This is a genomic window from Micromonospora sp. DT44 (genome assembly GCF_049841635.1).
Taxonomy (GTDB): Bacteria; Actinomycetota; Actinomycetes; order Mycobacteriales; family Micromonosporaceae; genus Micromonospora.
The window spans coordinates 27787-53851 of record NZ_JBNCKS010000002.1; the positions used below are offsets into that span (position 1 = coordinate 27787).

At 71.3% G+C, this 26065-nt stretch carries 20 protein-coding genes and 1 pseudogene; 7 read left to right on the forward strand and 14 right to left on the reverse strand.

Annotated elements, in window-relative coordinates:
* Positions 1 to 9: 9 nt before the first annotated feature.
* Positions 10 to 2415, reverse strand: a complete 2406-nt coding sequence (pcrA, locus tag ACLQ25_RS01430) for a DNA helicase PcrA (RefSeq protein ID WP_425728365.1) — start codon at positions 2413 to 2415, stop codon at positions 10 to 12.
* A gap of 292 nt (positions 2416 to 2707) precedes the next feature.
* Here pcrA and ACLQ25_RS01435 point away from each other — a divergent pair, with 292 nt between their 5' ends.
* Positions 2708 to 3097: a chorismate mutase gene (locus ACLQ25_RS01435; RefSeq protein WP_425728366.1), complete on the forward strand. Its 390-nt coding sequence runs from the start codon at positions 2708 to 2710 to the stop codon at positions 3095 to 3097.
* 64 nt (positions 3098 to 3161) lie between these two features.
* Here the strand turns inward: ACLQ25_RS01435 and ACLQ25_RS01440 are convergent, their stop codons facing one another.
* The 8 genes from ACLQ25_RS01440 to ACLQ25_RS01475 all read right to left on the reverse strand — a co-directional run bounded on the left by ACLQ25_RS01440 (position 3162) and on the right by ACLQ25_RS01475 (position 12843).
* Complete coding sequence (locus ACLQ25_RS01440) at positions 3162 to 4175, reverse strand: ABC transporter ATP-binding protein (protein WP_425728368.1); 1014 nt, start codon at positions 4173 to 4175, stop codon at positions 3162 to 3164.
* On the reverse strand, positions 4168 to 5196 hold the full coding sequence (locus ACLQ25_RS01445; protein ID WP_425728628.1) for an ABC transporter ATP-binding protein: 1029 nt from the start codon (positions 5194 to 5196) through the stop codon (positions 4168 to 4170). The genes ACLQ25_RS01440 and ACLQ25_RS01445 overlap by 8 nt, the downstream gene beginning before the upstream one ends.
* 25 nt (positions 5197 to 5221) lie before the next feature.
* Positions 5222 to 6181 (reverse strand): ABC transporter permease, encoded by a 960-nt coding sequence (locus ACLQ25_RS01450; RefSeq protein ID WP_425728370.1) that lies wholly within the window; start codon positions 6179 to 6181, stop codon positions 5222 to 5224.
* Positions 6174 to 7100 (reverse strand): ABC transporter permease, encoded by a 927-nt coding sequence (locus tag ACLQ25_RS01455; RefSeq protein ID WP_425728372.1) that lies wholly within the window; start codon positions 7098 to 7100, stop codon positions 6174 to 6176. Before ACLQ25_RS01455 ends, ACLQ25_RS01450 begins: the two co-directional genes overlap by 8 nt.
* Positions 7101 to 7249: 149 nt before the next feature.
* Positions 7250 to 8890, reverse strand: a complete 1641-nt coding sequence (locus ACLQ25_RS01460; RefSeq protein ID WP_425728374.1) for a peptide ABC transporter substrate-binding protein — start codon at positions 8888 to 8890, stop codon at positions 7250 to 7252.
* A 649-nt stretch (positions 8891 to 9539) separates the two neighbouring features.
* Positions 9540 to 10703 carry a Cys-Gln thioester bond-forming surface protein gene (locus ACLQ25_RS01465; protein WP_425728376.1) on the reverse strand — a complete coding sequence of 388 codons (1164 nt, stop codon included), beginning with the start codon at positions 10701 to 10703 and terminating at the stop codon, positions 9540 to 9542.
* A 191-nt stretch (positions 10704 to 10894) separates the two neighbouring features.
* Positions 10895 to 11575, reverse strand: coding sequence for a response regulator transcription factor (locus tag ACLQ25_RS01470; RefSeq protein WP_357126583.1), 681 nt, complete (start codon positions 11573 to 11575; stop codon positions 10895 to 10897).
* Between the two features lie 2 nt (positions 11576 to 11577).
* Entirely contained in the window at positions 11578 to 12843 is a 1266-nt protein-coding gene (locus tag ACLQ25_RS01475; protein WP_396804705.1) for a PspC domain-containing protein, read from the reverse strand.
* Positions 12844 to 13002: 159 nt separating this feature from the next.
* On the opposite strand from ACLQ25_RS01475, the gene ACLQ25_RS01480 reads away from it, so the two are divergent.
* The 3 genes and pseudogenes from ACLQ25_RS01480 to ACLQ25_RS01490 all read left to right on the forward strand — a co-directional run bounded on the left by ACLQ25_RS01480 (position 13003) and on the right by ACLQ25_RS01490 (position 17073).
* Positions 13003 to 14937, forward strand: a complete 1935-nt coding sequence (locus tag ACLQ25_RS01480) for a PspC domain-containing protein (RefSeq protein ID WP_425728378.1) — start codon at positions 13003 to 13005, stop codon at positions 14935 to 14937.
* Positions 14934 to 15117 (forward strand): annotated as a pseudogene (locus ACLQ25_RS01485) (hypothetical protein); the annotation flags it as partial. The gene ACLQ25_RS01480 and the pseudogene ACLQ25_RS01485, both read left to right, overlap by 4 nt.
* 702 nt (positions 15118 to 15819) lie before the next feature.
* Positions 15820 to 17073 (forward strand): phosphatidylserine decarboxylase, encoded by a 1254-nt coding sequence (locus tag ACLQ25_RS01490; RefSeq protein ID WP_425728380.1) that lies wholly within the window; start codon positions 15820 to 15822, stop codon positions 17071 to 17073.
* Between the two features lie 51 nt (positions 17074 to 17124).
* Here the strand turns inward: ACLQ25_RS01490 and ACLQ25_RS01495 are convergent, their stop codons facing one another.
* From ACLQ25_RS01495 to ACLQ25_RS01505, 3 genes are all read right to left on the reverse strand, one after another.
* Positions 17125 to 18057 (reverse strand): CDP-alcohol phosphatidyltransferase family protein, encoded by a 933-nt coding sequence (locus tag ACLQ25_RS01495; RefSeq protein WP_425728630.1) that lies wholly within the window; start codon positions 18055 to 18057, stop codon positions 17125 to 17127.
* 347 nt (positions 18058 to 18404) lie between these two features.
* On the reverse strand, positions 18405 to 19292 hold the full coding sequence (locus ACLQ25_RS01500; protein WP_425728632.1) for an NUDIX hydrolase: 888 nt from the start codon (positions 19290 to 19292) through the stop codon (positions 18405 to 18407).
* Positions 19293 to 19451: 159 nt separating this feature from the next.
* On the reverse strand, positions 19452 to 20402 hold the full coding sequence (locus ACLQ25_RS01505; protein WP_425728382.1) for an NUDIX hydrolase: 951 nt from the start codon (positions 20400 to 20402) through the stop codon (positions 19452 to 19454).
* A gap of 144 nt (positions 20403 to 20546) precedes the next feature.
* Between ACLQ25_RS01505 and ACLQ25_RS01510 the strand changes: the two genes are divergently transcribed.
* Positions 20547 to 20873: a PspC domain-containing protein gene (locus ACLQ25_RS01510; protein ID WP_425728384.1), complete on the forward strand. Its 327-nt coding sequence runs from the start codon at positions 20547 to 20549 to the stop codon at positions 20871 to 20873.
* A 7-nt stretch (positions 20874 to 20880) separates the two neighbouring features.
* On the opposite strand, the gene guaA is transcribed toward ACLQ25_RS01510, so the two are convergent.
* Positions 20881 to 22437 (reverse strand): glutamine-hydrolyzing GMP synthase, encoded by a 1557-nt coding sequence (gene guaA / locus ACLQ25_RS01515; RefSeq protein WP_425728386.1) that lies wholly within the window; start codon positions 22435 to 22437, stop codon positions 20881 to 20883.
* A 172-nt stretch (positions 22438 to 22609) separates the two neighbouring features.
* On the opposite strand from guaA, the gene ACLQ25_RS01520 reads away from it, so the two are divergent.
* On the forward strand, positions 22610 to 23071 hold the full coding sequence (locus ACLQ25_RS01520; protein WP_425728388.1) for a GNAT family N-acetyltransferase: 462 nt from the start codon (positions 22610 to 22612) through the stop codon (positions 23069 to 23071).
* Here ACLQ25_RS01520 and ACLQ25_RS01525 read toward each other — a convergent pair.
* Positions 23060 to 24757: an FAD-dependent oxidoreductase gene (locus ACLQ25_RS01525; protein ID WP_425728390.1), complete on the reverse strand. Its 1698-nt coding sequence runs from the start codon at positions 24755 to 24757 to the stop codon at positions 23060 to 23062. The genes ACLQ25_RS01520 and ACLQ25_RS01525 overlap by 12 nt on opposite strands.
* 146 nt (positions 24758 to 24903) lie before the next feature.
* Between ACLQ25_RS01525 and ACLQ25_RS01530 the strand changes: the two genes are divergently transcribed.
* Positions 24904 to 26022 (forward strand): LCP family protein, encoded by a 1119-nt coding sequence (locus ACLQ25_RS01530; protein ID WP_425728634.1) that lies wholly within the window; start codon positions 24904 to 24906, stop codon positions 26020 to 26022.
* The last annotated feature ends 43 nt before the right edge of the window (positions 26023 to 26065 follow it).

Genomic DNA, 26065 nt, shown 5'->3' on the forward strand with positions numbered 1-26065 from the left:
GCAGGGTGGTCAGAGCTTGTCGACCGGGGCGTGGCGCAGGACCAGCCACATGGTCTGGTCGCCGAAGTCGATCTGCGCGCGGGCGCCGGGGCCGTGCCCCTCCACGGCGAGCACCCGGCCCAGGCCGTAGCGCTGGTGGTTGACCCGGTCGCCGGCCGCCACCTTCGGCCCCTGCGGCAGCTCGCTGGCCGTGGTCAGGCGACTGCCGTCCACGCCGAGCCGCTGGGCGAGCTGAGCCGCCTTGGGCGTACCCCCGGTGAAGGTGCCGCGCCCGCCGGGCGCGCGGTCCGCGCGGCCACCGACGCCGCCGCCTCCGCCAGCCCACGAGGTGTACGACCCCTCGGTGCGCTCCCAGCGCACCAGCTCCGGCGGCAGCTCCTCCAGGAAGCGTGACGGGGGGTTGTAGGACGGCTGCCCCCACGCGGAGCGGGTGACCGCACGGGACAGGTAGAGCCGCTGTCGGGCACGGGTGATCCCCACGTACGCCAGTCGGCGCTCCTCCTCCAACTCGCGGGTGTCGCCCAGCGAGCGCAGGTGCGGGAAGACGCCGTCCTCCAGGCCGGTCAGGAAGACCACCGGAAACTCGAGGCCCTTGGCGGTGTGCAACGTCATCAGGGTGACGACGCCCTGGTGGTCGGGGTCGTCGGAGGGGATCTGGTCGGCGTCGGCCACCAGCGCGACCTGCTCCAGGAACCCGGCCAGGGTGGCCCGCTCCCCGTCCTCGCCCAGGGCCTCGATCCGCTCGGTGTACTCCCGGGCGACGCTGACCAGCTCCTGGAGGTTGTCCACCCGACCGGCGTCCTGCGGGTCGAGGCTCTCCTCCAGCTCGGTGAGGTAGCCCGAGCGGGTCAGCAGGGCCTCCAGCACCTCCTCCGGGGTGCCGGTCTCGGCCAGCTCACGTGCGCCGTCGAGCAGCGCCACGAAGTCGGCGATGCCGTTGGCCGCCCGGGTGGAGATGCCGGGCGCCTCACGGGCCCGGCGCAGCGCCGCGCCGAAGGAGATCCGGTCGCGGCTGGACAGCGCCTCGACGCACGCCTCCGCACGGTCGCCGATGCCCCGGCGTGGGGTGTTCAGCACCCGCCGCAGGCTCACGGTGTCGTCGTCGTTGACCACCGAGCGCAGGTACGCCAGCGCGTCGCGCACCTCCTTGCGCTCGTAGAAGCGCACCCCGCCGACCACCTTGTACGGCAGGCCGGCGCGGATGAACACCTCCTCGAAGACGCGGGACTGGGCGTTGGTGCGGTAGAAGACGGCGACGTCACCGGGGCGGGTCTCGTCGGCGTCGACGAGGCGGTCGATCTCCCGACCCACCCAGTCAGCCTCGGCGTGCTCGGTGTCCGCCACGTACCCGACGATCCGCTCGCCGTCGCCGGCCTCGCTCCACAGCCGCTTCGGCTTACGGGAGGTGTTCCGGTCGATCACCGCGTTGGCCGCGTTGAGAATGGTCTGCGTCGAGCGGTAGTTCTGTTCCAGCAGGATCGTCCGCGCGTCGGTGAAGTCCCGCTCGAACTCCAGGATGTTGCGGATCGTCGCGCCCCGGAACGCGTAGATCGACTGGTCGGCGTCACCGACCACGCACAGCTCGGCCGGCGCCAACCCGTCGGTGCCGGAGACCAGCTCCTTGATCAGGGTGTACTGGGCATGGTTGGTGTCCTGGTATTCGTCGACGAGCACGTGCCGGAACCGCCGCCGGTAGCTCTCGGCCACGTGCGGGTGGGACTGGAGCAGGTGCACCGTCGTCATGATCAGGTCGTCGAAGTCCAGCGCGTGCGCCTCGCGCAGCCGGCGCTGGTAGAGCGTGTACGCCTCGGCGAGCGCCCGCTCGTTGGGCCCGCTGGCCCGCGTGGCGAACTGTTCCGGGTCGACCAGTTCGTTCTTGAGGTTGGAGACCTGGGCGGCCAGCCCACGCGCCGGGTAGCGCTTCGGGTCGAGATCCAACTCCCGGGCGACCAACTGCATCAGGCGCCGGGAGTCGTCCGCGTCGTAGATCGAGAACGTCGACTTGAGGCCGGCGTGCTCGTGCTCGGCGCGCAGGATGCGGACGCACGCGGAGTGGAACGTCGACACCCACATCAGCCGGGCCCGCGGACCGACCAGCGCGGCGACGCGCTCCTTCATCTCGCCCGCCGCCTTGTTGGTGAACGTGATGGCGATGATCTCGCCGGGGTGGACGTCCCGTGCGGCGAGCAGGTAGGCGATCCGGTGGGTGAGCACCCGGGTCTTGCCGGAACCGGCGCCGGCCACGATCAGCAACGGGGAACCGGCGTGGCTGACCGCGTCGCGCTGCGGCCCGTTCAACCCGTCGAGCAGTTGCCGCGGATCGAGGTGGGCGGAGGCCGACCCGGGCCGGTGCGGACGGGCCGGCGCGGACTCCGGCGCGGGCGGGGACGCGGGGATGTCGAAGAGAGGATGCATCGCGCGACAAGTCTATGCCGACAGCCGGACACTTCCCGACCGGTGCGGGGCCCGTCCGCCAGCCGGGCACGGCGTCACGAACCGCGTCGAATCCTTGCGCGCCGGCCATCCTCGTGGGCATACTCGACGGCGTGATCGGAGCGCGCTACTACTTTTACTACGGCACCGGGAGTCCGGCTGCCGTAGGTCGCGCCTGATCGATCAGACCTGCGAAAAGCCCCGGGCTCCTGGAGTCCGGGGCTTTTTCGTCCCGGGTTGCGGGCACGGGGCACCGGAGCGCGAGAGGTACCCGATGATGACAGACGTGGTGGAGCAGAACGACGGCCCGGCACGGCCGGACCCGGCACAGGCCCCGGTCGACGGGAGCGTGCCGGAGGCGGGCCCCCCGATGGAGTCCGGCGAACCGGCCGACGCGCAGACCGGCACGGTGGAGCCGACCGCCGCCGCGCGGATCGTGCAGATCAGGGAGCGGATCGACGAGATCGACCACGCCTTGATCACGCTCTGGCAGGAGCGGGCCGCGCTGTCGCGGGAGGTCGGCGCGACCCGGATGGCCTCCGGCGGCACGCGGCTGGTGCTCTCCCGGGAACGGGACATCCTGGAACGCTTCCGGCTCGCGCTCGGCGCCGACGGTACGCAACTGGCGCTGTTGCTGCTGCGAGCGGGCCGCGGGCCGCTCTGAGGGCATGGACAGACGAAACCGCCTGCCGTCGTCATGGTGACGTCGGCAGGCGGTTCCGGTGAAATCACGCCTCGTGGGTGGCGACGATCTCGCGCCGCTCCGCGAAGTGGCAGGCGCTCGGGTGGTCCGAGTCGCGACGGATCTCCAGCAGCGGGACCTGCTCGGCGCAGACATCCTGCGCCTTCCAGCAGCGGGTCCGGAACCGGCAGCCCGAGGGCGGGCTGATCGGCGACGGCACGTCACCCGTGAGCCGGATGATCGTCTTGTTGTTCCGCTGGGTCGGGTCCGGCACCGGCACCGCCGAGAGCAGCGCCTGGGTGTACGGGTGGGTCGGCCGCTCGTAGATCTCGTCCTCGGTGCCGATCTCGACGATCTTGCCGAGGTACATCACCGCCACGCGGTTCGACAGGTGGCGGACCACCGACAGGTCGTGGGCGATGAAGATGTACGACAGGCCCAGCTCAACCTGCAGCTTCTCCAGCAGGTTCATCACCTGGGCCTGGATGGAGACGTCCAGCGCCGAGACCGGCTCGTCGCAGACGATCACCTCGGGCCGCAGCGCGAGCGCCCGGGCGATGCCGATGCGCTGCCGCTGACCGCCGGAGAATTGGTGCGGGTACCGGTTGATGTGCTCCGGGTTCAGGCCGACCAGGTCGAGCAGCTCGCGGACCTTGGCCCGACGGCTGCCCCGGGGCGCCACCTCCGGGTGGATCTCGAACGGCTCACCGATCAGGTCGCCGACCGTCATCCGCGGGTTCAACGACGTGTACGGGTCCTGCATGACCAGCTGGATCTGCCGACGCAGCCGGCGCAGCGCCCCACCGGAGAGCTTGGAGATGTCCTGGCCCTTGTAGACCACGCTGCCGGCGGTCGGCTTCTCCAGGTTCATCAGAACCCGGGCGAGGGTCGACTTGCCGCAGCCGGACTCACCGACGACACCGAGCGTCTCGCCGGCCCGCAGACCGAACGAGACCCCGTCGACGGCCTTGACCTGACCGACGGTCTTCTTGAACACCACACCCTGGGTGACGGGGTAGTGCTTGACCAGGTCACGGACCTCGAGGATGTTCTCAGACACGGTTCACCAGCTCCTCGGCGAAGTGGCAGGCGCTGGCCCGGGCGTGGCCCACCTGAAGCAGCGGGGGGACCTTCTCCCGGCACACCGGCTGAGCCATGGGGCAGCGCGGGTTGAACGGGCAGCCCGGCGGGATGTTCATCAGGTTCGGCGGGAGACCCTTGATCGTCCGGAGCTGCTGCCCCTTCTCGTCGAGCCGCGGGATCGAGTCGATCAGACCCATCGTGTACGGGTGCGCCGGCTTGGCGTACAGGTCGTACACGTCGGCTTCCTCGACGATGCGGCCCGCGTACATGACGGCGATCCGGTCCGCGACGTCGGCGACCACGCCGAGGTCGTGGGTGATCAGGATCATGCCCATCTGCCGCTCACGCTGAAGCTCCGCGAGCAGGTCCATGATCTGGGCCTGGACGGTCACGTCGAGCGCGGTGGTCGGCTCGTCGGCGATCAGCACCTCGGGGTCGAGCGCCAGCGACATCGCGATCATCGCGCGCTGCCGCATACCACCGGAGAACTGGTGCGGATAGTTGTTGAACCGGCCCTTGGCGTTCGGGATCTTGACCTGGTCGAGCATTTCGATCGCGCGCTTCTTGGCGTCGGCGCGACCCATGCCCCGCCGGACCCGGAACTGCTCGGCGATCTGGAACCCGACGGTGAAGACCGGGTTCAGGGCGGAGAGCGCGTCCTGGAAGATCATCGCGATGCCCTCGCCGCGGATGCGGCGGCGCTCCTCGCCGGCCATGCGGAGCATGTCCTTGCCGTGGAAGCGGACCTGCCCACCGGTGACGAAGCCGGGGGGCATGTCGAGGATGCCCATGATGGTCTGCGCCGTGACGCTCTTGCCGGAGCCGGACTCGCCGAGCACGGCGAGGGTCTCCCCCGCGTCGACGTGGTACGTGACCCCGTTGATGACCTTTGCGACGCCGTCCCGGGTACGGAACTCCACCCGCAGGTCGTCGACCTCGAGCAGCCGGCCGGAGGGACGTCCGGACCCGCCGGATCCCGGCGCGGACTGCTCGGACACGAGAATGTCGGACACTGGATCTCCCCTAGCGGAGTTTCGGATCGAGGGCCTCGCGGACCGCCTCACCGAGCATCACGAAGCTCAGCACTGCGGCGACGAGGAAGGCGGCGGGGAAGAACACCAGCCCCGGCGCGACCCGGATAAAATCCTTGCCGTCGCTGATCATGATGCCCCAGGACACCACCGGCGACTTCAGGCCGACACCCAGGAACGACAGGGTGGCCTCGGCGCCGATGAACGAGCCGACCATGATCGTGCCGTAGACCAGCAGCGGAGCCAGGCAGTTCGGCAGCAGGTGCTTGAGGATGATCCGACCGCTACCGGCACCGAGAGCGCGGGCCGCGACGATGTAGTCGGCCTCCTTGGTGGCGAGCACCGAGGAGCGCATCAGCCGCATCACGACCGGCCAGCTCAGCACGATCAGCGAGATGGTCACCAGGCCCATGATCTCGGCCTTGCTGTTGGTGGCGCCCGAACCGTTGAACGTGGTCAGGATGACGATCGCGCCGAGCACGAACGGAATACCGAAGAACACGTCGGCGATCCGGCTGAGCAGCGTGTCGACCCAACCACCGAGGTAGCCGGAGATGATGCCCATGGTGCCGCCGACCAGCAGGGTGCCGATCACGGAGAGCACGGCGACCACGACGGAGGCGCGCGCGCCGTAGATGACGCGGGCGTAGACGTCCCGGCCCTGCAGGTCGTACCCGAACCAGGCGTCCCCGGACGCCTTGTTGAGGCTGCGCGACAGGGAGCCGTTGACCGCGTCGCCCGGGGCGAACAGCGACGGGAAGGCCGCCATCAACAGGAAGATGACGATGACCGTCGCCGAGATCCAGAACAGCGGCTTTCGGCGCAGGTCGCGCCAGGCGTCGCCGAGCAGACCGCGCGGCTTCTCGTTGCTCTGGGGCCCCGGAGCGGCCGGGGTGTCGGTCGCCTGCGGGGTTGGGGTGCTGACGATCGATGCGGTGCTTGGGTCACTCATAACGGATCCTCGGGTCCAGGGCGGCGTAGAGCAGGTCGACCAACAGGTTCATCAACAGATAGACGACCACCAGTACGACCACGATGCCGACCACCGTAGCGCTTTCCTTGGTGATGATCGCGCGGTAGACCTCGCGGCCGATTCCGTTGATGCCGAAGATGCCCTCGGTGACGATCGCGCCGCCCATCAGCGCGCCAAGGTCGGTGCCGAGCAGGGTGACCACCGGAATGAGCGAGTTGCGCAGCAGGTGCACACCGACGACCCGGCGCATCGGCAGGCCCTTGGCGATGGCGGTGCGCACGTAGTCCGCGCGGCGGTTCTCCGCGATGCTCGTGCGGGCCACCCGGGCGATGTACGCCACCGACGCGCTGCCGAGCACGAAGCCCGGGACGAGCAGTTCGGAGAAGCGCATCTCGGACGAGACCGTCGGGTGGACGATCTTCCACTGCACGCCCAGCAGCCACTGCAGCACGAAGCCGACGACGAACACCGGCAGCGCGAGCAGGAAGAGGGTCGAGACCAGGACCAGGTTGTCCATGAAGCCGTTGCGGCGCAGGCCGGTCAGAATGCCGGCGCCGAGGCCGATGATGGCCTCGATGGCGAGCGCGACCAGGGCCAGCTTCAGCGTGTTCGGGTACGCCGTGGCGATGATGTCGCCGATCTCGCGCTGCGAGAACGTCTGCCCGAAGTCGCCCTGAAGGAGGTTCTTCATGTAGTTGCCGTACTGCACGAAGACGTTCTGGTCCAGGTGGTACTTCTCGGTCATGTACGCGATGTACTGATCCGGGCAGCGGCGCTCGCCGCACTTGCCGGCGAACGGGTCGCCCGGGACCGACCAGACGAGCCAGTAGATCAGGAAAGTCGAGCCGATGAAGACCGGCACGAGTTGGAGCAGCCGTCTCAACAGATAACGGCCCATGGGGTGGTCCTCCAGACAGGGGGCGCGTCGGACGGCCGACACGGTGGTGACAACGTGGCGAGTGGCATGTTGTAGCACCCACTCGCGGAACGGCCCCGGGTCGGGCTCACCGGATGTGGCGAGCCCGACCCGGGGTCAGACCGTACGGATCAGAGCTCGACCGAGGTGATGTCGAGTTCGCCGACGTTGTTCAGCTCGAGCTTCTTGATCTTCTCCGAGTGGCCGGACTGCTGGCCGTAGAAGTAGATCGGGATGCTCGGGACGTCCTGGTCGACAACCTCGACGGCCTTGGCGAACGCCTCGTGCGAGGCCTCCAGGCTCGGCGCGGCGCTGGCCTGCTTGGCCAGGGTGTCGACCTGCGGGTTGCTGTACAGACCGTCGTTGGAGGAGCCACCCTTGACGTAGAGCGGGTTGACCCAGTTCTCCACGTCCGGGTAGTCCTGCTGCCAGGCGGCACGGTACGGGCCGGTCATCTTGTGGGCGTTGATGTTCTGCCGGAAGACCGCGAAGGTCGGAACACCCTCGGCGCGGGCGTCGATGCCGAGGTTGGTCTTGACCTGCTGCGCAACGGCGTCCATCCAGTCCTTGTGGCTGGAGTCGGCGTTGTAGTAGAACACCATCTCACCGGTGAAGCCGCCGGCCTCGGTCAGCAGCTGCTTGGCCGTGGTCGGGTCGAACTTGCAGGCGGTGCAGTTGCCCGGCTTGGCGCCCGGGGTCAGCGGGTTCGCCCAGCTGTCGGCCGGCTTGCGGGTACCGAAGAAGATCTTGTCCGAGATCTCCTGCCGGTTGATCGACAGCGACACCGCGCGACGCAGCTTCGCGTTCTGGAAGCGCTTGTCGTAGATCGGGAACGCGATGAACGCGGTCGACGGGGTGACCGTGTTCAGGCCCCGCTCACCGAGGTCGGCCTTCCACTTGTCGCCGGCGAGCGCCGAGGTGGGGACAACCTCCATGAAGTCGAGGTTGTTGCTCAGCAGGTCGGCGTACGCGGCCGTCTCGTCCTGGTAGAGCTTGACGTCGACGTCCTTGATCTTCATCTTGTCACGCAGGTTGTAGTCGTCGAAGCGCGTGAGCTTGATGACGACGTTGTCCTGCCACGAGACGAACTTCACCGGGCCGTTGCCGATCGGGTTCTTACCGAAGTCCTCGGGCTTCATGGTGAAGAACGCGTCCGGCAGCGGCATGAAGGCGCTGTAGCCGAGCTTGGTCGGGAAGACCGCGGTCGGCGCGGCGAGGGTGACCTCGAAGGTCTGGTCGTCGATGACTTTCAGGCCGGAGAGCTCCTTGGCCGACGGGGTCGGGGCCTTCTGCGGGCCCTCCGCGCCGTCCGGGTCCTCGGTGTAGGTCTTGTCGAAGCCCGCGATGTCCGAGAAGAAGGAGCCGTTCTGCGCGCCGTTTGGCGAGTACGCGGCCCAGTTCCAGGCGTCGACGAAGTTCTTGGCCTTCACCTCGGTACCGTCGTGGAACTTGGTACCCTTCTTGATCTTGATCGTGAAGACCTTGGAGTCCTTGGTGTCGATGGACTCGGCCAGCGCGTTGCGCGGGGCCCCACCGTCGTTCGGGTACTCAACCAGGCCGGTGAACAGCCAGTCGATGACCTTGCCACCGCCGGTCTCCGTGGTGTTCGACGGAACCAGCGGGTTCTCCGGCTGGACGCCGTGGATGACGATGGCGCCGTCCTTGCTGGCGGCGGCGTCGCCGTCGCCGTCACCGCTCGAGCAACCGCTCGCGACAAGCGCGGCGGCCGCGCTGAGCGCGATCGCGCTCGTCGCCCGCTTCGAGACTCTCATTCCGAGGGGCCTCCTCTTTCTAACCTGGTCCGTCGTGGGTTTCACGCACGTTTGGGGGTGACACCGCCCGGCTACCTCGGGGCGGAGGTCGCCGGGACCACAGGGAAGTTGGGAGACACCCCTGATGTTCCGATCCGCCGGGCTCCCCACCCGACGGGGCACGACCCTACGCAGGCGTCGCGACCACGAACCCGCCGGGAAGCAGCGGAGTTCATGGTCGTTGGCCGTACGGAGTGCCACACACCGAGGGTGAGGTGCTGCCACTGTGACACCCACCGGCCTCTTCCGTGAAGGTGCCGTTATCAAGCCGTTAGTTGCCCGCCACGTAGCCGATACTTGAAAAATAATCATAAAACGGTCGGTGTGCAGCTCCCCGGCTACAACGCTCCGACCTGCCAGGAGACCCGGACGGCGCTCAGATCCGGTCTTTGTGAGTCACCCCGCACCCGGGACCGTCGATCGGTGACCGCTCGCGCACTCAGTGTTCTTTACCCGTCCGGGTGATGTCCTCGTCCGCTAGACGGGCACCAGCACCGACTGGGTGGACGAGGGCGCCGCGGACGGACTTCTGCCAACCACCTACGGCCGAGATGACATCGGCCCCGGCACCGCTCGCGCGGTTCCGGGGCCGATGGTGGATCGAACTGGATCAGGCGGTGAAGCGGACCTTACGGCGACGCACCACCAGGACGGCCACCGCGCCCGCGGCGAGCAGCAGCAGACCCGCGGTCGCCGCCGCCGCGATCGGCGAACCGGTCAGCGGCAGGCCGCCACCGTTGCTCGCCGGCGAGGTGGACGGGGCCGGGCTGGCCGGCTGCGCCGACTCCGACGGCGTGGCCGACGGGGTGGTCGGCGAGGCCGACGCGCTCGGGGTCGCCGACGGAGTGGCCGGCGGCGTCGTGGGGACGGCGGTGAAGCTGGCCGAAACCCGGGTGGTGACGGTGGCGCCGGTGCTGCCACCGAGGATCAGCTTCTGCGCCTTCTTGGCACCGGTGAACAGGAACACCCGGCCGAAGGAGACCGAGTCCTGCGCGGTCAGGGTCACGTTGACCGTGCCGGCGGCCTCGGCGGCCAGCCAGAACTGCCCGCCGTTGGTGGTCGTGGTGACCGGCTTGCCCTCGGCGTCGACGGCGGTGCCGCCGGTGGCCGCGACGGTGATGGCGCCCGCCGGGCCCTTCACCGTGAACGGACCGGCCTTGCCGCCGACCGTCGCGGTGGCGCTGGCCGGGTCGACGGACAGCTCGGCACGCGGCTCCGGCTGGTCGGTCGCGTTCTTGATGAGGTAGTCACGGACCTTCGTGATCACCTCGTACTGGTTGCGCGGCTGCAGGTCCTTCTCCCAGGCGCCCAGCTCGATGCCGTCGCTGAAGTGCCAGATGGCGGTCTGGGTACCGAAGTAGAGCAGGTTGTCGAGCTGCTTCTTGCCGATCTTGGTGTCCACGCCGGCGGCGGCGAGGAGCTTGGCAGAGTCGGCGTTCGGGTAACCGTGGGTGAGCACCCACTGCACCTTGCCGAGGTTCTTCACCTCGGACTCGTCCCAGGTGCCCTCCTCGTACTTGCCGTCGAGCTTCACGCTGGTGCGGTAGTCGATGCAGAACGCCGGCACCAGCTTGCCGTCGATCTTCAGGGCGAGCGCGGACGTGGTGCGCGTCTTGCCGTCGAGCTTGAGGGTGACCTCGCTGCCGTCGACCGCCTTGGCCACACCGGTGGCCGGAGCGGCTGCGGCGGCGCCTGCCACGCCGAGCGCCAGGGCGCTGCCGGCGACAGCGGCCAGGGCGACGCGCGCCCAGCGTTGTCCTCGTTGTCCGAACATCAGAAGTGGTACCTCTCCCCCAGGGGTGACCCGCGATTCGCGGGCACGCACGTGAGCCGTCGTTTCCACGGGATGCGAGACCCACGCGCGGAAACGGGACCGGGGCAGTATGGAACCACGGTTGATCTTTTGTCAGCCCCGCCCAGCGGCATCCGTGGCATGTGTCCGAATTGCCGGGGCGGAGGAATTAATCACACGAGCCGGCGGTCCGCCGCCCAACGGGAGAGCTCGTACCGGTTGGACATCTGGAGCTTGCGCAGCACGTTCGACACATGCGTCTCCACCGTCTTGATGGAGATGAACAACTCCTTCGCGATCTCCTTGTACGCGTACCCCCGGGCGAGCAGGCGCAGCACCTCCCGCTCACGGTTGGTGAGCTGGTCCAACTCCGGGTCGGCCACCGGCGCGTCCGGCCGGGCCGCGAACGCGTCCAGCACGAACCCGGCCAGCCGAGGGCTGAACACGGCATCGCCGTCGGCCACGCGGCGGATCGCGGCGGCCAACTCGTCCGGCGAGATGGTCTTGGTGACGTACCCCCGCGCGCCGGCCCGGATCAGCCCGATCACGTCCTCGGCCGCGTCGGAGACGCTCAGGGCCAGGAACTTGACCTGCGGGTGACTGCGCCGCATCGCCTCCAGCACCGCGCGGCCACCGCCGTCGGGCATGTGCACGTCGAGCAGCACCACGTCGGGCACCGTGACGGCGATCCGGGCGACCGCCTCGGCCACCGTGCTCGCCTCGCCCACCACCTCGACGTGGGCGCCCAGCTCGGCACGTACCCCGGCGCGGAACATCGCGTGGTCGTCCACCAGGAAGACCCGCAGGCGTTCCGGGCGGCTCTGAACCGGGTGCTCCGTCGGCTGCTCGGCCATGGTCATTTGTTCCTCTCCGCCGCGGACGAGTCCCGGGAGATCGGCAGGATCAACCGGACCTCGGTCCCCTCCCCCGGACCGGACCGGATCTCGGCCCGTCCGCCGTGCCGCTTCATCCGTCCGATGATCGAACCGCGTACGCCGTGCCGGTGGTCCTCCACCGTATCCGGATCGAAGCCCTTGCCCCGATCCCGGACGAAGACACTCACCTGTTCCGGTTCCACCTCGGCGTAGAGCGACACGGTCTGCACGCCGGCGTGCCGTGCCGCGTTCACCAGCGCCTCCCGGGCGGCGGCGACCAGCGCGCCGACCTTCTCGTCGGTCTCGCGGTCACCCACCACCACCGCCTCCACGGTGATCGCGAACGTGTCCTCGACCTCGGCGGCAGCCTGCTCCAGGGCGGCCGCGAAGCGCTCGTTCGGCGAGGCCGTGGGCTTGTAGAGCCAGTTGCGCAGCGAGCGCTCCTGCCCCCGCGCCAACCGCTGCACCGTCTTGACGTCGCCCGCGTTGCGCTGGATCAACGCCAGGGTGTGCAGCACCTGGTCGTGCACCATCGCGGCCAGCTCCGCCCGTTCCTGCTCCCGGATGCGACCCTCACGCTCCGCGCGGAGCTGGTTGTACGTCCGCCAGAGCACCGGTGCGGCGACCACGCCGACCCCGGCCAACCCGACCAGCGCGAAGATCACCCCGTTGATCACCGCGTCGAAGTTCTGGGCCGGCGAGTAGACCGCCGCGACACCGATGATGCCGACCGCGACCAGCACCCCGCCGCCGATGAACCGGAGCACGAAGGCCCGCCGGTCGCTCTCCTCGACGACCGCCCCGAGCCACGGGACCGGCATCGTCTCGCCCCAGCGCCGCCGCCGCTCGGGCGCCGACTGGTGCCAGATCACGCCCGCGCCGACCGCGATGATGGCCACCAGCCAGCCGGCGGTGCCCGCCGCGCCGACCGAGTCGAAGACCATCACCTGGATCAACAGGACGCCGAGCCCGATCGCGACGAACGGCAGGAGCTGGGCCACGTCCCGCCGGGGCGGCACGGCGGTGTCACCGGGTCGCAGCGGCACCACCGCCCAGAACGCCGCGTACAGCAGCAGGCCGAGCCCACTGAGCCCGAGCAGCACCATGAACGCGACGCGCACGCGCAGCACCGAGATGCCGAGGTGGTCGGCGATACCGGCGGCGACGCCAGCGGCCATCCGATGCTCGGGGGCCCGGTACAGGCGCGGAGGCGGGGTCACGGTGCTGATCGCAGGCTCCCTGGTCACGGTGGTGGGCTGGGTGCGGGTCGGTGAGTTCGATCGTCACACGCTGCGGCGTCCCAGGACCACGGGGACGCCCCCGACATTCCGGCCCCCCGGATCTCAGGGTGGCGTCAGGGTCGGGTCCTGAGGTCGTTCGGGCGAGGTGGGCAGCAGGATCGAGGCATGACCGAGGAAGCTGCCCCGCCGCCCCGCTCCGGGTCGGCACAGCCGGGCGGTTCAGTACCGCCCGCACCGCCCACGACACCCGCTGGCTGGGCCGAGCCGACCACGTTCGGCCCACCCACCGCACCGCCGGCCGACGGCCAGTACGAGCCGCCGAGCGCCGGCTACGCGCCTGGCGCCGGCTACGCGCCGGGCACGGGCTACGGCCCCGGCGGGGGTACGACCGGCACGGGCCACGGGCCCGGCGGGGGTACGACCGGCACGGGCCACGGGCCCGGCGGGGGTACGACCGGCACGGGCTATGGGCCCGGCGGGGGTACGACCGGCACGGGCTATGGGCCCGGCGGTGGCGCGGGTACGCCTGGGGGGCCCGGCGCGGCCGGACCGTCCGGGAGCCCGCTGGGCGGGGCCGGCTTCACCTCGCGGTACGGGCTGGTCCGGCCCCGCGACGGCCGTTACCTCGCCGGGGTCTGCGCGGCGATCGGACGGGCCACCAACACCGACCCGGTGCTGTGGCGGGTACTCCTCGCGGTGCTCGGGTTCTTCGGCGGCATCGGCATCCTGGTGTACGTCGCAGCCTGGCTGATCATCCCCAACGAGGGCGACACGGCCTCTCCGGTGGAGTCCATGCTGGGGCGGGGCCGTTCCAGCATGTCGCCGGTAACCGTGATCATCCTGGGCATCCTGGTGGCCGCGAGCTTCGGCTACATCGTCACCGACGCCTTCCGCGCCGTCCTGCTCGGCGCGGCCATCCTGATCGGCGGCGCGTTGCTCCTCAACCGGGACAACCGCGGGCCACAGCCCTCGGGTGGACCGGTGCCGCCCTCCCCGGCCGGCACGCCACCCGGGCCGGTCCCGCCGGTCGCCTGGCCCGCTCCCGCATACGGCACGGTGCCGCCCAGCGGTCCGCTGGCGACCGCGCCGCTGGCGGGCGACACCCTGTCTTACGCCGCCGCGCCGCAGAGCGCGTACCCGCCTGTCCAGGGTGGTCAGCCGCCCGCGACGGCGCAGCCGACCGTCGGCGCGCAGCCGGCGTACCCGGCGGCGATGGTGTCCGGGGCAGGTCCGGTGTCCGCGCAGCCGGCCGCCTCGCAGGGCACCGGCTGGCCGGCCCCCGATCCCGGTTGGCCGGGCAGCGACACGCCCACCAGCGGCTGGCCGTCCGCGCCGGTGACCGCCGTACCCGCCGCCGGCCCGTCCACCCATCCCGGGGCGACGACGCCGGGCGGATACCGCCCTCCGTTCGCTCCACACGGCCCGTACGCCGCACCGGCTCCGGCCGCGTACCCCCCGCCCAAGCCACCGAAGCCACCCAAGCGGCCCCGGGAGCGTTCGCCGCTCGGTCCGGTGACCTTCTCGCTGATCTTCCTGGCGCTCGGCGTGGTCGCCCTGCTCGACCTGTTGGACGTCTTCGACGTCGGCGCTTCGGCGTACTTCGCGGCGGCGTTGGCCACCATCGGGCTGGGACTGCTGGTCGGCACCTGGTTCGGCCGGGCGCGCTGGTTGGTCGCGCTGGGGCTGGTGACGGCCGCCGCGTTGGGCACCGCGACCGTCGCCGAGTCGTACGACCGGATCCGGGGTGTGGACGGCGCGGTCACCTGGGCGCCCACCGACTACCGCGACCTCGCCGACCGGTACGAGAACAGTTTCGGTGACGCCGTCCTCGACCTGCGCGGCATCGACTTCACGAAGCGGGACAGCCAGGTGACCGTGGCGATCAACTTCGGTCAGGCGACCGTGGTCGTACCGCCCAACGTGGACGTCACCACGGTGGCCGACGTCAACGCCGGCGACGCCACCGTCTTCGGCAACCGATCCGGCGGGATCGACGGCCGGCTGCGGGAGTCCACCGACCTGGGCGCGGACGGCCCCGGCGGCGGGAAGCTGCGGCTGTACATCCACGTCAATGCCGGCAACCTGGAGGTGACCCGGTGAAGGCTCACCGTACGGACCTGCTCTCGTTCGCCTTCGGGCTGTTGTTCCTGGCGCTGTCGGCCTGGTGGCTGCTCGCCCAACTGCTCGGGCTCGCGCTGCCGCCGGTCGGCTGGTTCCTGGCCGGCGCGCTGATCCTGATCGGAGTCTTCGGTCTGGTCGGCGCGCTGCGCTCCGGCCGGTCCGGCCGCCCGGATCCGGTCGAGACCACCGGGCCGGGTGCGACGGCCTCCGCTGCCACGGTCGCGCCCGAGTCCGTCGCAGCCGAGCAGGGCACGCCGCGGACCGCCTCGTTCGAGGCGCCGGTGTACGAGCCGCCCGCGCCGACCATGTTCGAGTCCACGCCCGACCCTGCGCCCACGGCCGAGCTGCGCACGCCGGAGCCGCCCACGGCCGAGCTGCGCACGCCGGAGCCGCTCACCGCCGAGCTGCGCACGCCGGACGCGTCGACGGCCGGCATGGTCCATCCCGCCTGGCTGGCTCACGCCCCGGCCGAGCCGGAGACCTCGCCGGCCACGGCGCAGAGCGCCGAACCGACCCGGGTCGACCACCCGCTCACCCCGGCCGACGAGAACCGGGCGGCCGATCCGCCAGCCGAGACGGCGGCCGAGACGGCGGCCGAGACGGCGGCCAGCGACAAGGGTCCGGCGGCCAGCGACGGCCACGCCACCGGCGACGATCCGGCGGGCGCTGGCGAGCGGACGGGACGGCGAGAGGATTCCTGACCCCCGGGCTGTCGGCCCGGGCCGGAGGGCTCGCCGGTGCGGCCGGGGCGGACAGGCGCATATGCTGGCCGGTGGAGATCTCGCCTCCGCCGGCCGGCCCGTCCCGCCATGGCGCCCCCGCCGCGATTCCCGTCTCTACCCCGTCAGGAGCCCGCCCGACATGACGCAGTCCCCCGCCGTGCGTACCACCGGCCGGTCCGGTTCGGTCCGCATCGGCGAGCGAGCCGCCCGTACGCTCGTCTCCGAGCTGGCCCGGATGAACGACCCGAAGGTCGCCCTGCTGGTCGGCGCGAGCCCGGAGTCCGCGGTGCTGGCCGCGGCGATCGAGGCGTTGCTCCCCGGCGACCGGCTCACCGTGGTGCCCGCCGAGTCGTCCACCGCCGTCGCGTTCCGTGAGCACGTCACCGCCCAGGGCCGCTGGGTCGCCGACCGGGTACGCGTGGTCGACGCGCTCACCGACGCCGAGCCCGCGGCGGTGGTCGTCGCCGGTGAGGCGTTCGTCGGCACCGCCGAGGAGGCCCGTCACGACATCCAGGCGTTGTCGAAGTACCTCATCGACGGCGCGGTGTTGAGCGTCGCCACCACCGCGACACCGGGCCGGACCACCGGCGCGGCCGGCGAGCTGGGCCGCCAGGACGCCCTGTACGGCGTCGGCAGCGACCTGGTGCTGCGCAACTCGCCGCCGGTGCGGGTCCACCGACTGCGGTTCACGCCGGCCACTCCGGCGGCGGCCGACCGGCTGGCCCCGGCGTACCGGCCGTCGAGCGTGCCGCTGACCAGGGGCATGCACATCGACTCCAACGGGGTGGCGGCGGCGGGCATCACGCTGGGTCTGGCGGCGCTGGCCCGGGTGGCGCGTCCGTCGTCCAAGCTGTGGCTGCTGCCGGCGCTGGCGGCCGGCCCGGTCGCCGCGTTCTTCCGGGATCCGCAGCGGGACGTGCCGGAGGACCCGAACGCCGTGGTCGCCAGCGCGGACGGCAAGGTCCTGTCGGTGCAGCGGCTGTACGACGAGCGGTTCGGTGACGGCGAGTGGCTGCGGGTCGCGGTCTTTCTGTCCGTGCTGGACGTGCACGTCAACCGTGCCCCGGTCGCCGGCAAGGTGGTGGACTACTTCGTCGCCGACGGTGGTTTCGTCAACGCGATGAAGCCGGACGCCGAGCACAACGTCGCCGCGTACACGGTGCTGGACACCAGCCGCGGCACGGTGGTGGTCGCGCAGCGGACCGGTCTGATCGCCCGCCGCATCGTGCAGCGCGCACCGATCGGCGCGCTGCTGGCCAAGGGCGAGCGGTTCGGGCTCATCCGGTTCGGCTCGCGGACCGACGTCTACCTGCCGGCCGACGCCGCGGAACCGCTGGTGGGGCCGGGCGACAAGGTAATCGGCGGCGCCACGGTCATCGCCCGCTGGCGCTGAGACGAAGAACGGGGCGCCGCTGTTCGCGGCGCCCCGTTCTCGTACGTCGGGTCAGGCGGTACGACGCTGGCGCAGCCAGAGCACCGGCCCGCTGATCAGGTAGCCGACCACGATCAGGGCGAACGTGAGCCGGATGTCGACGAGCGCGCCGAGCACCGGGGCGAGCCAGAGCCATGGCGGCAGCTTCACCAGGCGCGCGAGCTTGGCGTACGGGAAGCTGGACACCATCGCGAAGGCGAGCAGCGCCACGCCGGCCACGAGCACGAAGCCGGGCACCGGCAGACCGATCGCCACGGTCACGGCGAGCACGGCGGCGGCCATGGTGGTGGGGACACCGCAGAAGAAGCGGCCGTCCTTCGGTGAGACGTTGAAGCGGGCCAGCCGGATCGCCGCGCACGCCGCGACCAGCGCACAGGCGACCGCAGCCGCGGCCGTCGACACGGAGCCGGCGAGCGAGGCGTAGACCACCACGGGCGCGGCGAGGCCGAACGAGCACATGTCGGCGAGCGAGTCCATCTGAGCGCCGAACGGGCTGGCGACGCCGAGCCGACGCGCCAACGCACCGTCCAGGCCGTCGAAGATGACGCAGGCGATCAGGCAGAGGGCGGCGATGCGCACCTGACCCTGCATGGCCAGGAAGATCGCCAGCATGCCGAGCATCAGGCTGGCCAGGGTGCAGGCGTTGACCAGGGCGAACTTCATCCGGCGGGCCATCGTGCGCTCGCCGGGGAGCAGGGGGATCGATCCGGCGGTGGCCTCGTCGGTGGGCGCCATCGGCAGCGCCGGGCTGACCGGCATGACCGCTTCGATGCCGGCGCGGCTGACCCCGGCCGGCCGGCTGAGCCGGTCCAGGCCGTAGCGACGGCGCTGGCGGTCGGCGTACCGGTGCTCGGGGAGTGTCAGGTCGGTGGTCCGCAGGTGACCGTCACGGCGGCCCACCCGGACCAGCAACACCTGGCGGGCGAACGTGCTGCTGCGGCGCAACTGGCCCGCCCAGCGACGCCCTGCGGGGCGCGGACTGTCAGTCGTACGACGCCGGCGCCAAAGGGCTCTCGGCACGTTTCCTCCATCACCGGATCTGCTGGCCGCCCTCGGGGGGCGGGTGTCCGGCTGTCTCGTGCCGGACCTTGCGTGGCCCGGCAGCCGTTTTGGCGGAGTACACCATCGCACAGGGGAACGGGGCTTGGCGATAGCTGCCGGCGGTACTCATCTGGTACAAACCACGCGAACCGCTTGTTATTCCCCATCCCGGGCTTCATCGCCCGTTTCCTCCACCATTCCCGCCTCTGACTCTACCGGAGGGTAGCCAACTCGGCTCGCTGAGCCGAGTGCTATGCGCCCAGCTGTCCGATTGCCGAGGCAGCGATACCAGTCAGCGGCAGCTCAGCGGTCTGCGCGACGGTGAACCAGCCCGCTCGCGCGGTCGAGCCACCGGCGGACTCGGTCACCACGGCGTCGGTGGGCGCGTCCACCAGCACCCGGTAGACCACCCGGACGCCGTGCCAGTCCAACGGACGGCCCTCCGGGCCGAGCGCGGCCGGGTTGTGCAGGTTGTCCACGCCGAGCAGCTCCACCACGCGGCCCACCTGGCCGCCCTCTTCCACCAGTTCCCGGAGCAGCCCGGTGGTCGGCTGCTCGCCGTGATCGGTGCCGCCACCGGGCAGGTGCCACTTGCCGGCCCCGGGGTAGCCGTCGGCGATCTGGGTCAGCAGGATCCGCCCCGCCGGGTCGGTGACCAGCCCGTACGCCCCGAAGCGCAGCCGGCGATCCGGATGCGACGGCGCGGACGGCTCGGCGGACGGGTACGCATCGGCCGGAAGCGGAACGGCGGGCAGGCCGAGCAGTTCGGCGCTGAACGGCGTCAACGGCAGCTCGGCCACCGCCTCGGGGTCGACCCAACGGGTCTCCACACCACCGCCGGTGACCTCCGACACACCGTCGCGTACGGCGATGTCGAACAGCAGGCGGTCGGTGTGCACCGACGTACCGCCACCCGCGCCGTCGTTCACGTCCGCGACGACGGCCCGCAACCGACCCACCGACGCGGTCGAACCGGTCTGCTCGGTGAACGCGCGCAGCACGGCCCGCTCCGGGTGCTCAGCGTGCGCGACAAGCCCTCCCGGCAGCGACCAGGCCCGCGCCCCACGATCCCAGACAACCAGAAACCGCCCCAGATCCCCCAACAGACCATAGGAACCAACCCGCCGCACCAGTTCCACCCGACCCACGCCCACTCCCCTGCCCCCGTCCCCCGCAGCACCCGGTGATCATGAAGTTATCGCCGTCCATCTCGGCGTGTCCTGACAATAACTTCATGATCACCGCGAGGCGGGTGGGTGGGGGGCCGGGGGGTCCGGGGGAGGGGGGTCCGGGGGGGGTCAGGTTAGTTGGGCTGCTTGGACTGCTTCGGCTGTTACCTCGGTTAGGCGGTCGGCTCCTAGGGCGCCCAGTTCCTCGCGGGCGAACCAACGGGCCTCGCAGGTGGAGCCACCGACGTCGCCGATGATCAGCGGGTTGGGCTGGTCGACCACCACGCGGTAGAAGGCGCGTACGCCGTGCCAGTCGATGGGGTAACCCTCCGGACCGAGCGAGGCGGCGTCGCGGTGGCTCGCCACACCGAGCAGCTCGACGAGGCGGCCGGCCTGGCCGGTCTCCTCGACCAGTTCCCGGATGAGCGCCGCGCCGGGCTGCTCGCCGTAGTCGGTGCCGCCGCCGGGCAGGTGCCAGCAGCCGGCGCCCGGGTACCCGTCGGAGATGCGGGTGAGCAGCACCCGTCCGGCCGGGTCGGTGCACACCGCGTACGCGGCGAAGCGCTGCGCACGGTGCAGCCCGTCCGGGCCGGGGACCGCGTAGAAGGAGGGGAACTCGGGGGCTTCCTCGGGCACCACGTCGGCCGAGGAGGCGGGGAGGCCGAGAGTGCGGGCGGTGAAGGAGCGCAGCGGCAACTGACGCGCCTCGTCCAGCGTGTACCACCGGGCCAGGTCGGTGGGGCGCTCGCCGGCCCGGTCGGCCAGCGTGCCGCCGCGCACCGCCACCCGGTAGATCAGGCGATCGGTGTGGATAGTGATGCCGCGCTCGGGCAGCGCCCGCATGTCGGCGAGCACGTCGGCCAGGCCGGAGACGGCGACCGAGAGGCCCGTCTCGGCGGCGGTCTCGCGGACCACCGTGTGGTGGGGGTCCTCGCCGTGGTCGACCGCCCCACCGGGCAGGGACCAGGTGCCGGGTGTGCCGGAGCGCTCCGATGCGCGGACCAGCAACACTCGGCCGTCTGAATCAGCACAAACTGCGTATGCCGCGATCCTGCGGAGCGGCTCCAGCATGGTGGTCACGGGTCCAAATTCTCCCCGGGCCGCGTTACCGGGACGGAAAAGAGTCGGATTCCTGACTCCTGGCTTCCCGCTCAGGGATCGATCAGGGTAGGCATCCGGGCGGTCACCGAGGGCAGACCTCGCGTCGGCGCGGACCGTGGAGACATGACACCTACCGTCGCTCCCCAGGCCCCGTACAAGCAGCTCCGGCGACCCACCACCGACCGCATGGTGGCGGGGGTCGCCAGTGGCCTCGGCCGCTACTTCGACGTCGACCCCACCCTGATCCGCGTGGCCTTCGCGGTCACCGGCCTGCTCACCGGCGGGGTCGCACTGCTCGCGTACCCGATCATGTGGTTCCTGATGCCCGAGGAGCCCACCGGCGCGCCCGCCTGGCCGCACCCGGCGGGCGTCGCGCCGACCGCCGGGTCCGCGCCGGGCGGTCCACCGCCGGGGTACGCCCCGACGCCGCCCTACCCGCCGGCCGCGTGAGGCCCGCTCACTCCCACTCGATGGTGCCCGGCGGCTTGCTGGTCACGTCCAGCACCACCCGGTTGACCTCGGCGACCTCGTTGGTGATCCGGGTGGAGATCCGGGCGACGACCTCGTAGGGCAGCCGGGACCAGTCGGCGGTCATCGCGTCCTCGCTGGAGACCGGGCGCAGCACCACGGGATGCCCGTAGCTGCGCCCGTCACCCTGCACCCCGACGCTGCGCACGTCGGCGAGCAGCACCACGGGGAACTGCCAGACGCCCCGGTCCAGGCCGGCGGCGGTCAGCTCCTCGCGGGCGATCAGGTCGGCCTGACGAAGCAGGTCGAGGCGCTCCCGATCGACGGCGCCGATGATCCGGATGGCCAGACCCGGGCCGGGGAACGGGTGCCGCCAGACCATCGCCTCGGGCAGGCCGAGCTGGAGGCCGAGCGCCCGTACCTCGTCCTTGAAGAGCGTGCGCAGCGGCTCGACGAGCGCGAACTTCAGGTCCTCCGGCAGGCCGCCGACGTTGTGGTGACTCTTGATGTTGGCGGTGCCGGTGCCGCCGCCGGACTCGACCACGTCCGGGTAGAGGGTGCCCTGGACGAGGAACTCCACGTCACCGCGCGAGGCGATCTCCCGGGCGGCGGCCTCGAAGACCCGGATGAACTCCCGGCCGATGATCTTGCGCTTCTGCTCGGGGTCGGTCACCCCGGCCAGCGCGCCGAGGAACCTCTCCGCCGCGTCGACCACCTTCAGCTTGATGCCGGTGGCGGCGACGTAGTCCTTCTCGACCTGCTCGGCCTCGCCGGCGCGCAGCAGGCCGTGGTCGACGAAGACGCAGGTGAGCTGGTCACCGACCGCCCGGTGCACCAGCGCGGCGGCGACCGCCGAGTCCACCCCGCCGGAGAGGCCGCAGATGACCTCCTTGTCGCCGACCTGCTCCCGGATGCGGGCGACCTGCTCGTCGATGATGTTCTCGGGCGTCCAGGTCGGCTCGATGCCGGCGATGTCGTACAGGAAGCGGGTCAGCATCTCCTGGCCGTGCGCGGTGTGCCCGACCTCCGGGTGGAACTGCACGCCGGCCCGGCGGCCGACGATGTCCTCGAAGGCCGCCACGGGCGCGCCCGCCGACTCGGCCGTCACCGTGAAGCCCTCGGGGGCCTCCGTGACGCAGTCGCCGTGGCTCATCCAGACCGGCAGATCAGCCGGCAGGTCACGCAGCAGCACGCCCGGCTCGGTGAGGCGGGGACGCAGCGGGGTACCGCCGTACTCACGGCTGCCCGTGTGCGCGACGGTGCCGCCGAGCGCCTGGGCCATCGCCTGGAAGCCGTAGCAGATGCCGAAGACCGGCACGTCGGCCGTGAACAGGCCGGCGTCGATCTGCGGGGCGTCCGGCGCGTACACGCTGGCCGGACCGCCGGAGAGGATGATCGCGGCCGGGTTCTTCGCCAGCATCTCGGCGACCGGCATGGAGTGCGGCACGATCTCGGAGTAGACCTTCGCCTCGCGGACCCGGCGCGCGATGAGCTGGGCGTACTGGGCTCCGAAGTCCACCACGAGGACGGGGCGAGGCAGGCTCATGTGCACAAAGCCTACCGACAGTCACCCCCGGCCCGACCCGCGCCCCACGCACTCGGCGCGGCGGCCGCACTGCTGGCAGTATGTCCTGGGATGTCCGGCCGGGCGGCGACGGCGTTTCGCATCCCGATACGGTGCGCGACGATCCCCACGCGGATCGGACGGAGGCGTGCCGATGACCGAGCTGACCATCCGAGCGTTCCGCCCCGAGGACGGCGACGCGCTGGCGGTCCTGGTCGCCCGCTGCCTGCGGGAGGTGAACAGCCGCGACTACCCGGCCGAGCTGATCGACCGGATGTGCGACCACTTCACCGCCGACCGGTTCCGCGAACTCAGCGCCGAGCGGCGGATCTACGTCGCCGAGCAGGACGGACGCCCGGTCGGCACGGTGTCCCGCGACGGCAACAAGGTCTACACCATGTTCGTCGATCCGGACGCGCACGGCCGCGGCATCGGCCGCCGGTTGATGCGGCACATCGAGGAGCTGGCCCGGGCCGAGGGGCACACGTTCATGGAGACCGGCGCCAGCCTCACCGGGCACGGCTTCTACCAGCGGATCGGCTACACCGACGTCCGCGTCAGCGACACCGTGTTCGGCGTCAACCACATCCTGCGCCGGCCCCTGTCAGGGGCGTAGGGCGGCCGGGGCGTCCGCGGGCACCGCCGGCGTGCGCGGGGGTACGGCCGGCAGCCGTCGGTACGGCTCTCCGAGCGGAGGCCGGGGGTCCTCGTCGCCCCTGTTCGGCCAGAAGGACATCGCCCGTTCCGCCTGCGCGGTGATCGTCAGCGACGGGTTGACCCCGAGGTTGGCGGAGACCGCCGCGCCGTCGACCACGTGCAGGCCCGGATGGCCGTACACCCGGTGCCAGGGGTCGACCACGCCGTCGTCCGGGGTGGCGCCGATCACCGCCCCGCCCAGGATGTGCGCGGTGACCGGGATGTCGAACGGCTCGGTGAGCGAGCCGCCCGGCGTACCGCCGATCTCCTCGGCGAGCAGTCGGGTGGCGGTGTTGCCGGCCGGGATCCACGTCGGGCTCGGGGTGCCGTGACCCGGCCCCGCGACCAGGCGGCGGCCCCACGGACCGCGCCGCCAGCGGGTGGTCAACGAGTTGTCCACCGACTGCATCACCAGGGCGATCACCGTCCGCTCCGACCAGCCGCGCACGGTCAGCATCCGCGCGGCCAGGCCCGGCTGCCGGACGATGCTGCCCAGCCAGCGCCGGACCCGGTGCGGCCCGCCGTCGACCAGCAGCGACTGGAGCAGGCCCATGGCATTCGATCCGCGGCCGTAGCGGACCGGCTCGATGTGGGTCTGCGGATCGGGGTGGAACGAACTGGTGATCGCCACCCCCTCGGTGAAGTCGGTCCGCTCCTGCCGGGCCCGTCGCCGGGGGATCGACGCGCCGAGGATCGCCTCGGAGTTGGTACGGGTCAACGCGCCCAGCCGGTCCGACAGGCGCGGCAACGCCCCGGTGGCCTTCATCTCGTGCAGCAGCCGCTGCGTGCCGAGCGCCCCGGCCGCGAAGACCACCTGGTCGGCGTGGATGACCTGGCGCCGTCGGCGCAACCACGCCCCGGTGCGCTCGGTGTGCACGTCGTACCCGCCGCCGGCCGCCGGCCGGACGGCCGTCACCGTGGTCAGCGGGTGCACGGTGGCACCCAGCCGCTCGGCGAGCCAGAGGTAGTTCTTGGCCAGCGTGTTCTTGGCGCCGTGCCGGCAGCCGGTCATGCACGAGCCGCAGTGCAGGCAGCCGGTGCGCTCCGGGCCGACGCCACCGAAGTAGGGGTCGGCGACGCGCTCACCCGGACGGCCGATGTGCACGCCGACCGGGGTGGCGTGGAAGGTGTGCCCCACCCCCATCCGGTCGGCCACCGCCCGCATGGCGCGGTCCGCGCCCGTGTGGACGGGGTACGTGGTGACGCCGAGCATCCGCTTCGCCTGGTCGTAGTGGCGGGCCAGCTCGTCACGCCAGTCCGTGACGTCGCGCCACTGTGGATCGCTGTAGAAGGCGTCCAGCGGCTCGTAGAGGGTGTTCGCGTAGACCAGTGACCCGCCGCCCACGCCCGCTCCGGAGAGCACCAGCACGCCGCCGCCGGACCGGCCGGCGACCGAGCGGAGCAGGGTGAGCCGCTGGATGCCGTAGCAGCCCAGCTTCGGCGCCCAGAGGAACCGACGCAGGCGCCACGACGTCTGCGGGAACTCGTCGTCGGCGAAGCGGCGCCCCGCCTCGACGACACCGACCGAATAGCCCTTCTCGGCCAGCCGCAGGGCGGTGACGCCGCCGCCGAAGCCGGACCCGATGACGACCACGTCGTACCCCATGGACGCATCATTACTCGCGAGTAGCGCTCGCGCCAGCGCCCGTTTTCGCGCGATCATGCACCGGCCGACCGACCCGTCGCCTCCCGGCCGCAACCCGGAGCACCCGTCGGAGCGTTGTTCCGGATACGGGTGGAAGGAAGTACATGATGATCCTGGGGTCGATGGAGCCGCGCCGACGCTGGCTGCTGCTCGGGCTGGCGGCGCTCGCCGTCGTCGCGTTGGTTGTCGGCGGAGCGACGGTGATCAAGCGGCTGAACGGCGACGACAAGCCCGCCGGCACCCCGCTGGCCGGCTCGCCGAGCCCGTCGCCGGCCGCCCCACCCACCCCGAGCCCGGCCGGCCCGCCGCCGGGCGCGAACATCAGCGGTCCGTTGACGCTGCTGCTGGTCGGCGTGGACACCCGGGTCAGCGTGCCGGGCTGGGAGCCGCACTCCGACGCCGTCCTGGTGCTGCACGTGCCCAAGGGCCTCAACCGGGCGTACCTCTTCTCGCTCCCCCGCGACCTGCTGGTGGACATCCCGCCGTTCCCCAAGGCCGGCTACAAGGGTGGCAAGACCAAGCTCACCCACTCGATGAGCTTCGGCAGCCGGGTGCCGGGCAAGCCCAAGCAGCCGAGCACGGCCCAGGGGTACGAGCTGCTGCGCAGCACGGTGAGCGGCTACACCGGGCTGCGGATCGACGCGGGCGCCGTGCTCACCTTCGGCGGGTTCGACAAGCTGGTGAACGCCCTCGGCGGGGTCGACATCTACATCGACCAGCGGGTCGCGTCCCTGCACCGCAAGCCGGACGGCAAGTACCGGGACAGCGCGCCCGGCGGCTACACCGGCCCGCAGAAGGTCTACGAAAAGGGCGAACAGCACCTCAACGGCTGGCAGGCGCTGGACTACGCCCGGCAGCGCTACATCACCGGCGGCGACTACGCCCGCCAGCGTCACCAGCAGCAACTCGTCAAAGCCCTGACCCGCAAGATCCTCAACGAGGGCCTGGCCCGGCAGCCCGAGCGGGTCGACCAGGTGGTCGCCGCCCTGGGCGACACCCTGGTGTACGTGGGCGGCGACCGCATCGTCGACCTGGCGTACGCGCTCAGCGGGGTGCCGGAGAACCAGTTCACCCTGGTCGGGCTGCCCGGTTCCGGCGTCGGCAAGGGCAGCGCCTACCGGGGCGAACAGCTCACCAGTGAGGGGCGGACGTTCATCACCGAACTCCGGGCCGGTCGCGCCGACGCGTACCTGAAGGCCCACCCGAAACTGGTGGTCAAGAACTGAGCCCCGGCCCCCGCCCTTTTCGGTCGGGCGGGCGGGGGCGTGG

Bases quoted from the DNA above. Each gene is read 5' to 3' on its own strand.
- ACLQ25_RS01525 (WP_425728390.1), bottom strand. From the start codon at position 24,757: ATGGGGTACGACGTGGTCGTCATCGGGTCCGGCTTCGGCGGCGGCGTC.
- ACLQ25_RS01455 (WP_425728372.1), bottom strand. From the start codon at position 7,100: ATGGGCCGTTATCTGTTGAGACGGCTGCTCCAACTCGTGCCGGTCTTC.
- ACLQ25_RS01460 (WP_425728374.1), bottom strand. From the start codon at position 8,890: ATGAGAGTCTCGAAGCGGGCGACGAGCGCGATCGCGCTCAGCGCGGCC.
- ACLQ25_RS01520 (WP_425728388.1), top strand. From the start codon at position 22,610: ATGACCGAGCTGACCATCCGAGCGTTCCGCCCCGAGGACGGCGACGCG.
- guaA (WP_425728386.1), bottom strand. From the start codon at position 22,437: ATGAGCCTGCCTCGCCCCGTCCTCGTGGTGGACTTCGGAGCCCAGTAC.
- ACLQ25_RS01435 (WP_425728366.1), top strand. From the start codon at position 2,708: ATGATGACAGACGTGGTGGAGCAGAACGACGGCCCGGCACGGCCGGAC.
- pcrA (WP_425728365.1), bottom strand. From the start codon at position 2,415: ATGCATCCTCTCTTCGACATCCCCGCGTCCCCGCCCGCGCCGGAGTCC.
- ACLQ25_RS01490 (WP_425728380.1), top strand. From the start codon at position 15,820: ATGACGCAGTCCCCCGCCGTGCGTACCACCGGCCGGTCCGGTTCGGTC.
- ACLQ25_RS01510 (WP_425728384.1), top strand. From the start codon at position 20,547: ATGACACCTACCGTCGCTCCCCAGGCCCCGTACAAGCAGCTCCGGCGA.
- ACLQ25_RS01450 (WP_425728370.1), bottom strand. From the start codon at position 6,181: ATGAGTGACCCAAGCACCGCATCGATCGTCAGCACCCCAACCCCGCAG.
- ACLQ25_RS01530 (WP_425728634.1), top strand. From the start codon at position 24,904: ATGATCCTGGGGTCGATGGAGCCGCGCCGACGCTGGCTGCTGCTCGGG.
- ACLQ25_RS01480 (WP_425728378.1), top strand. From the start codon at position 13,003: ATGACCGAGGAAGCTGCCCCGCCGCCCCGCTCCGGGTCGGCACAGCCG.
- ACLQ25_RS01465 (WP_425728376.1), bottom strand. From the start codon at position 10,703: ATGTTCGGACAACGAGGACAACGCTGGGCGCGCGTCGCCCTGGCCGCT.
- ACLQ25_RS01470 (WP_357126583.1), bottom strand. From the start codon at position 11,575: ATGGCCGAGCAGCCGACGGAGCACCCGGTTCAGAGCCGCCCGGAACGC.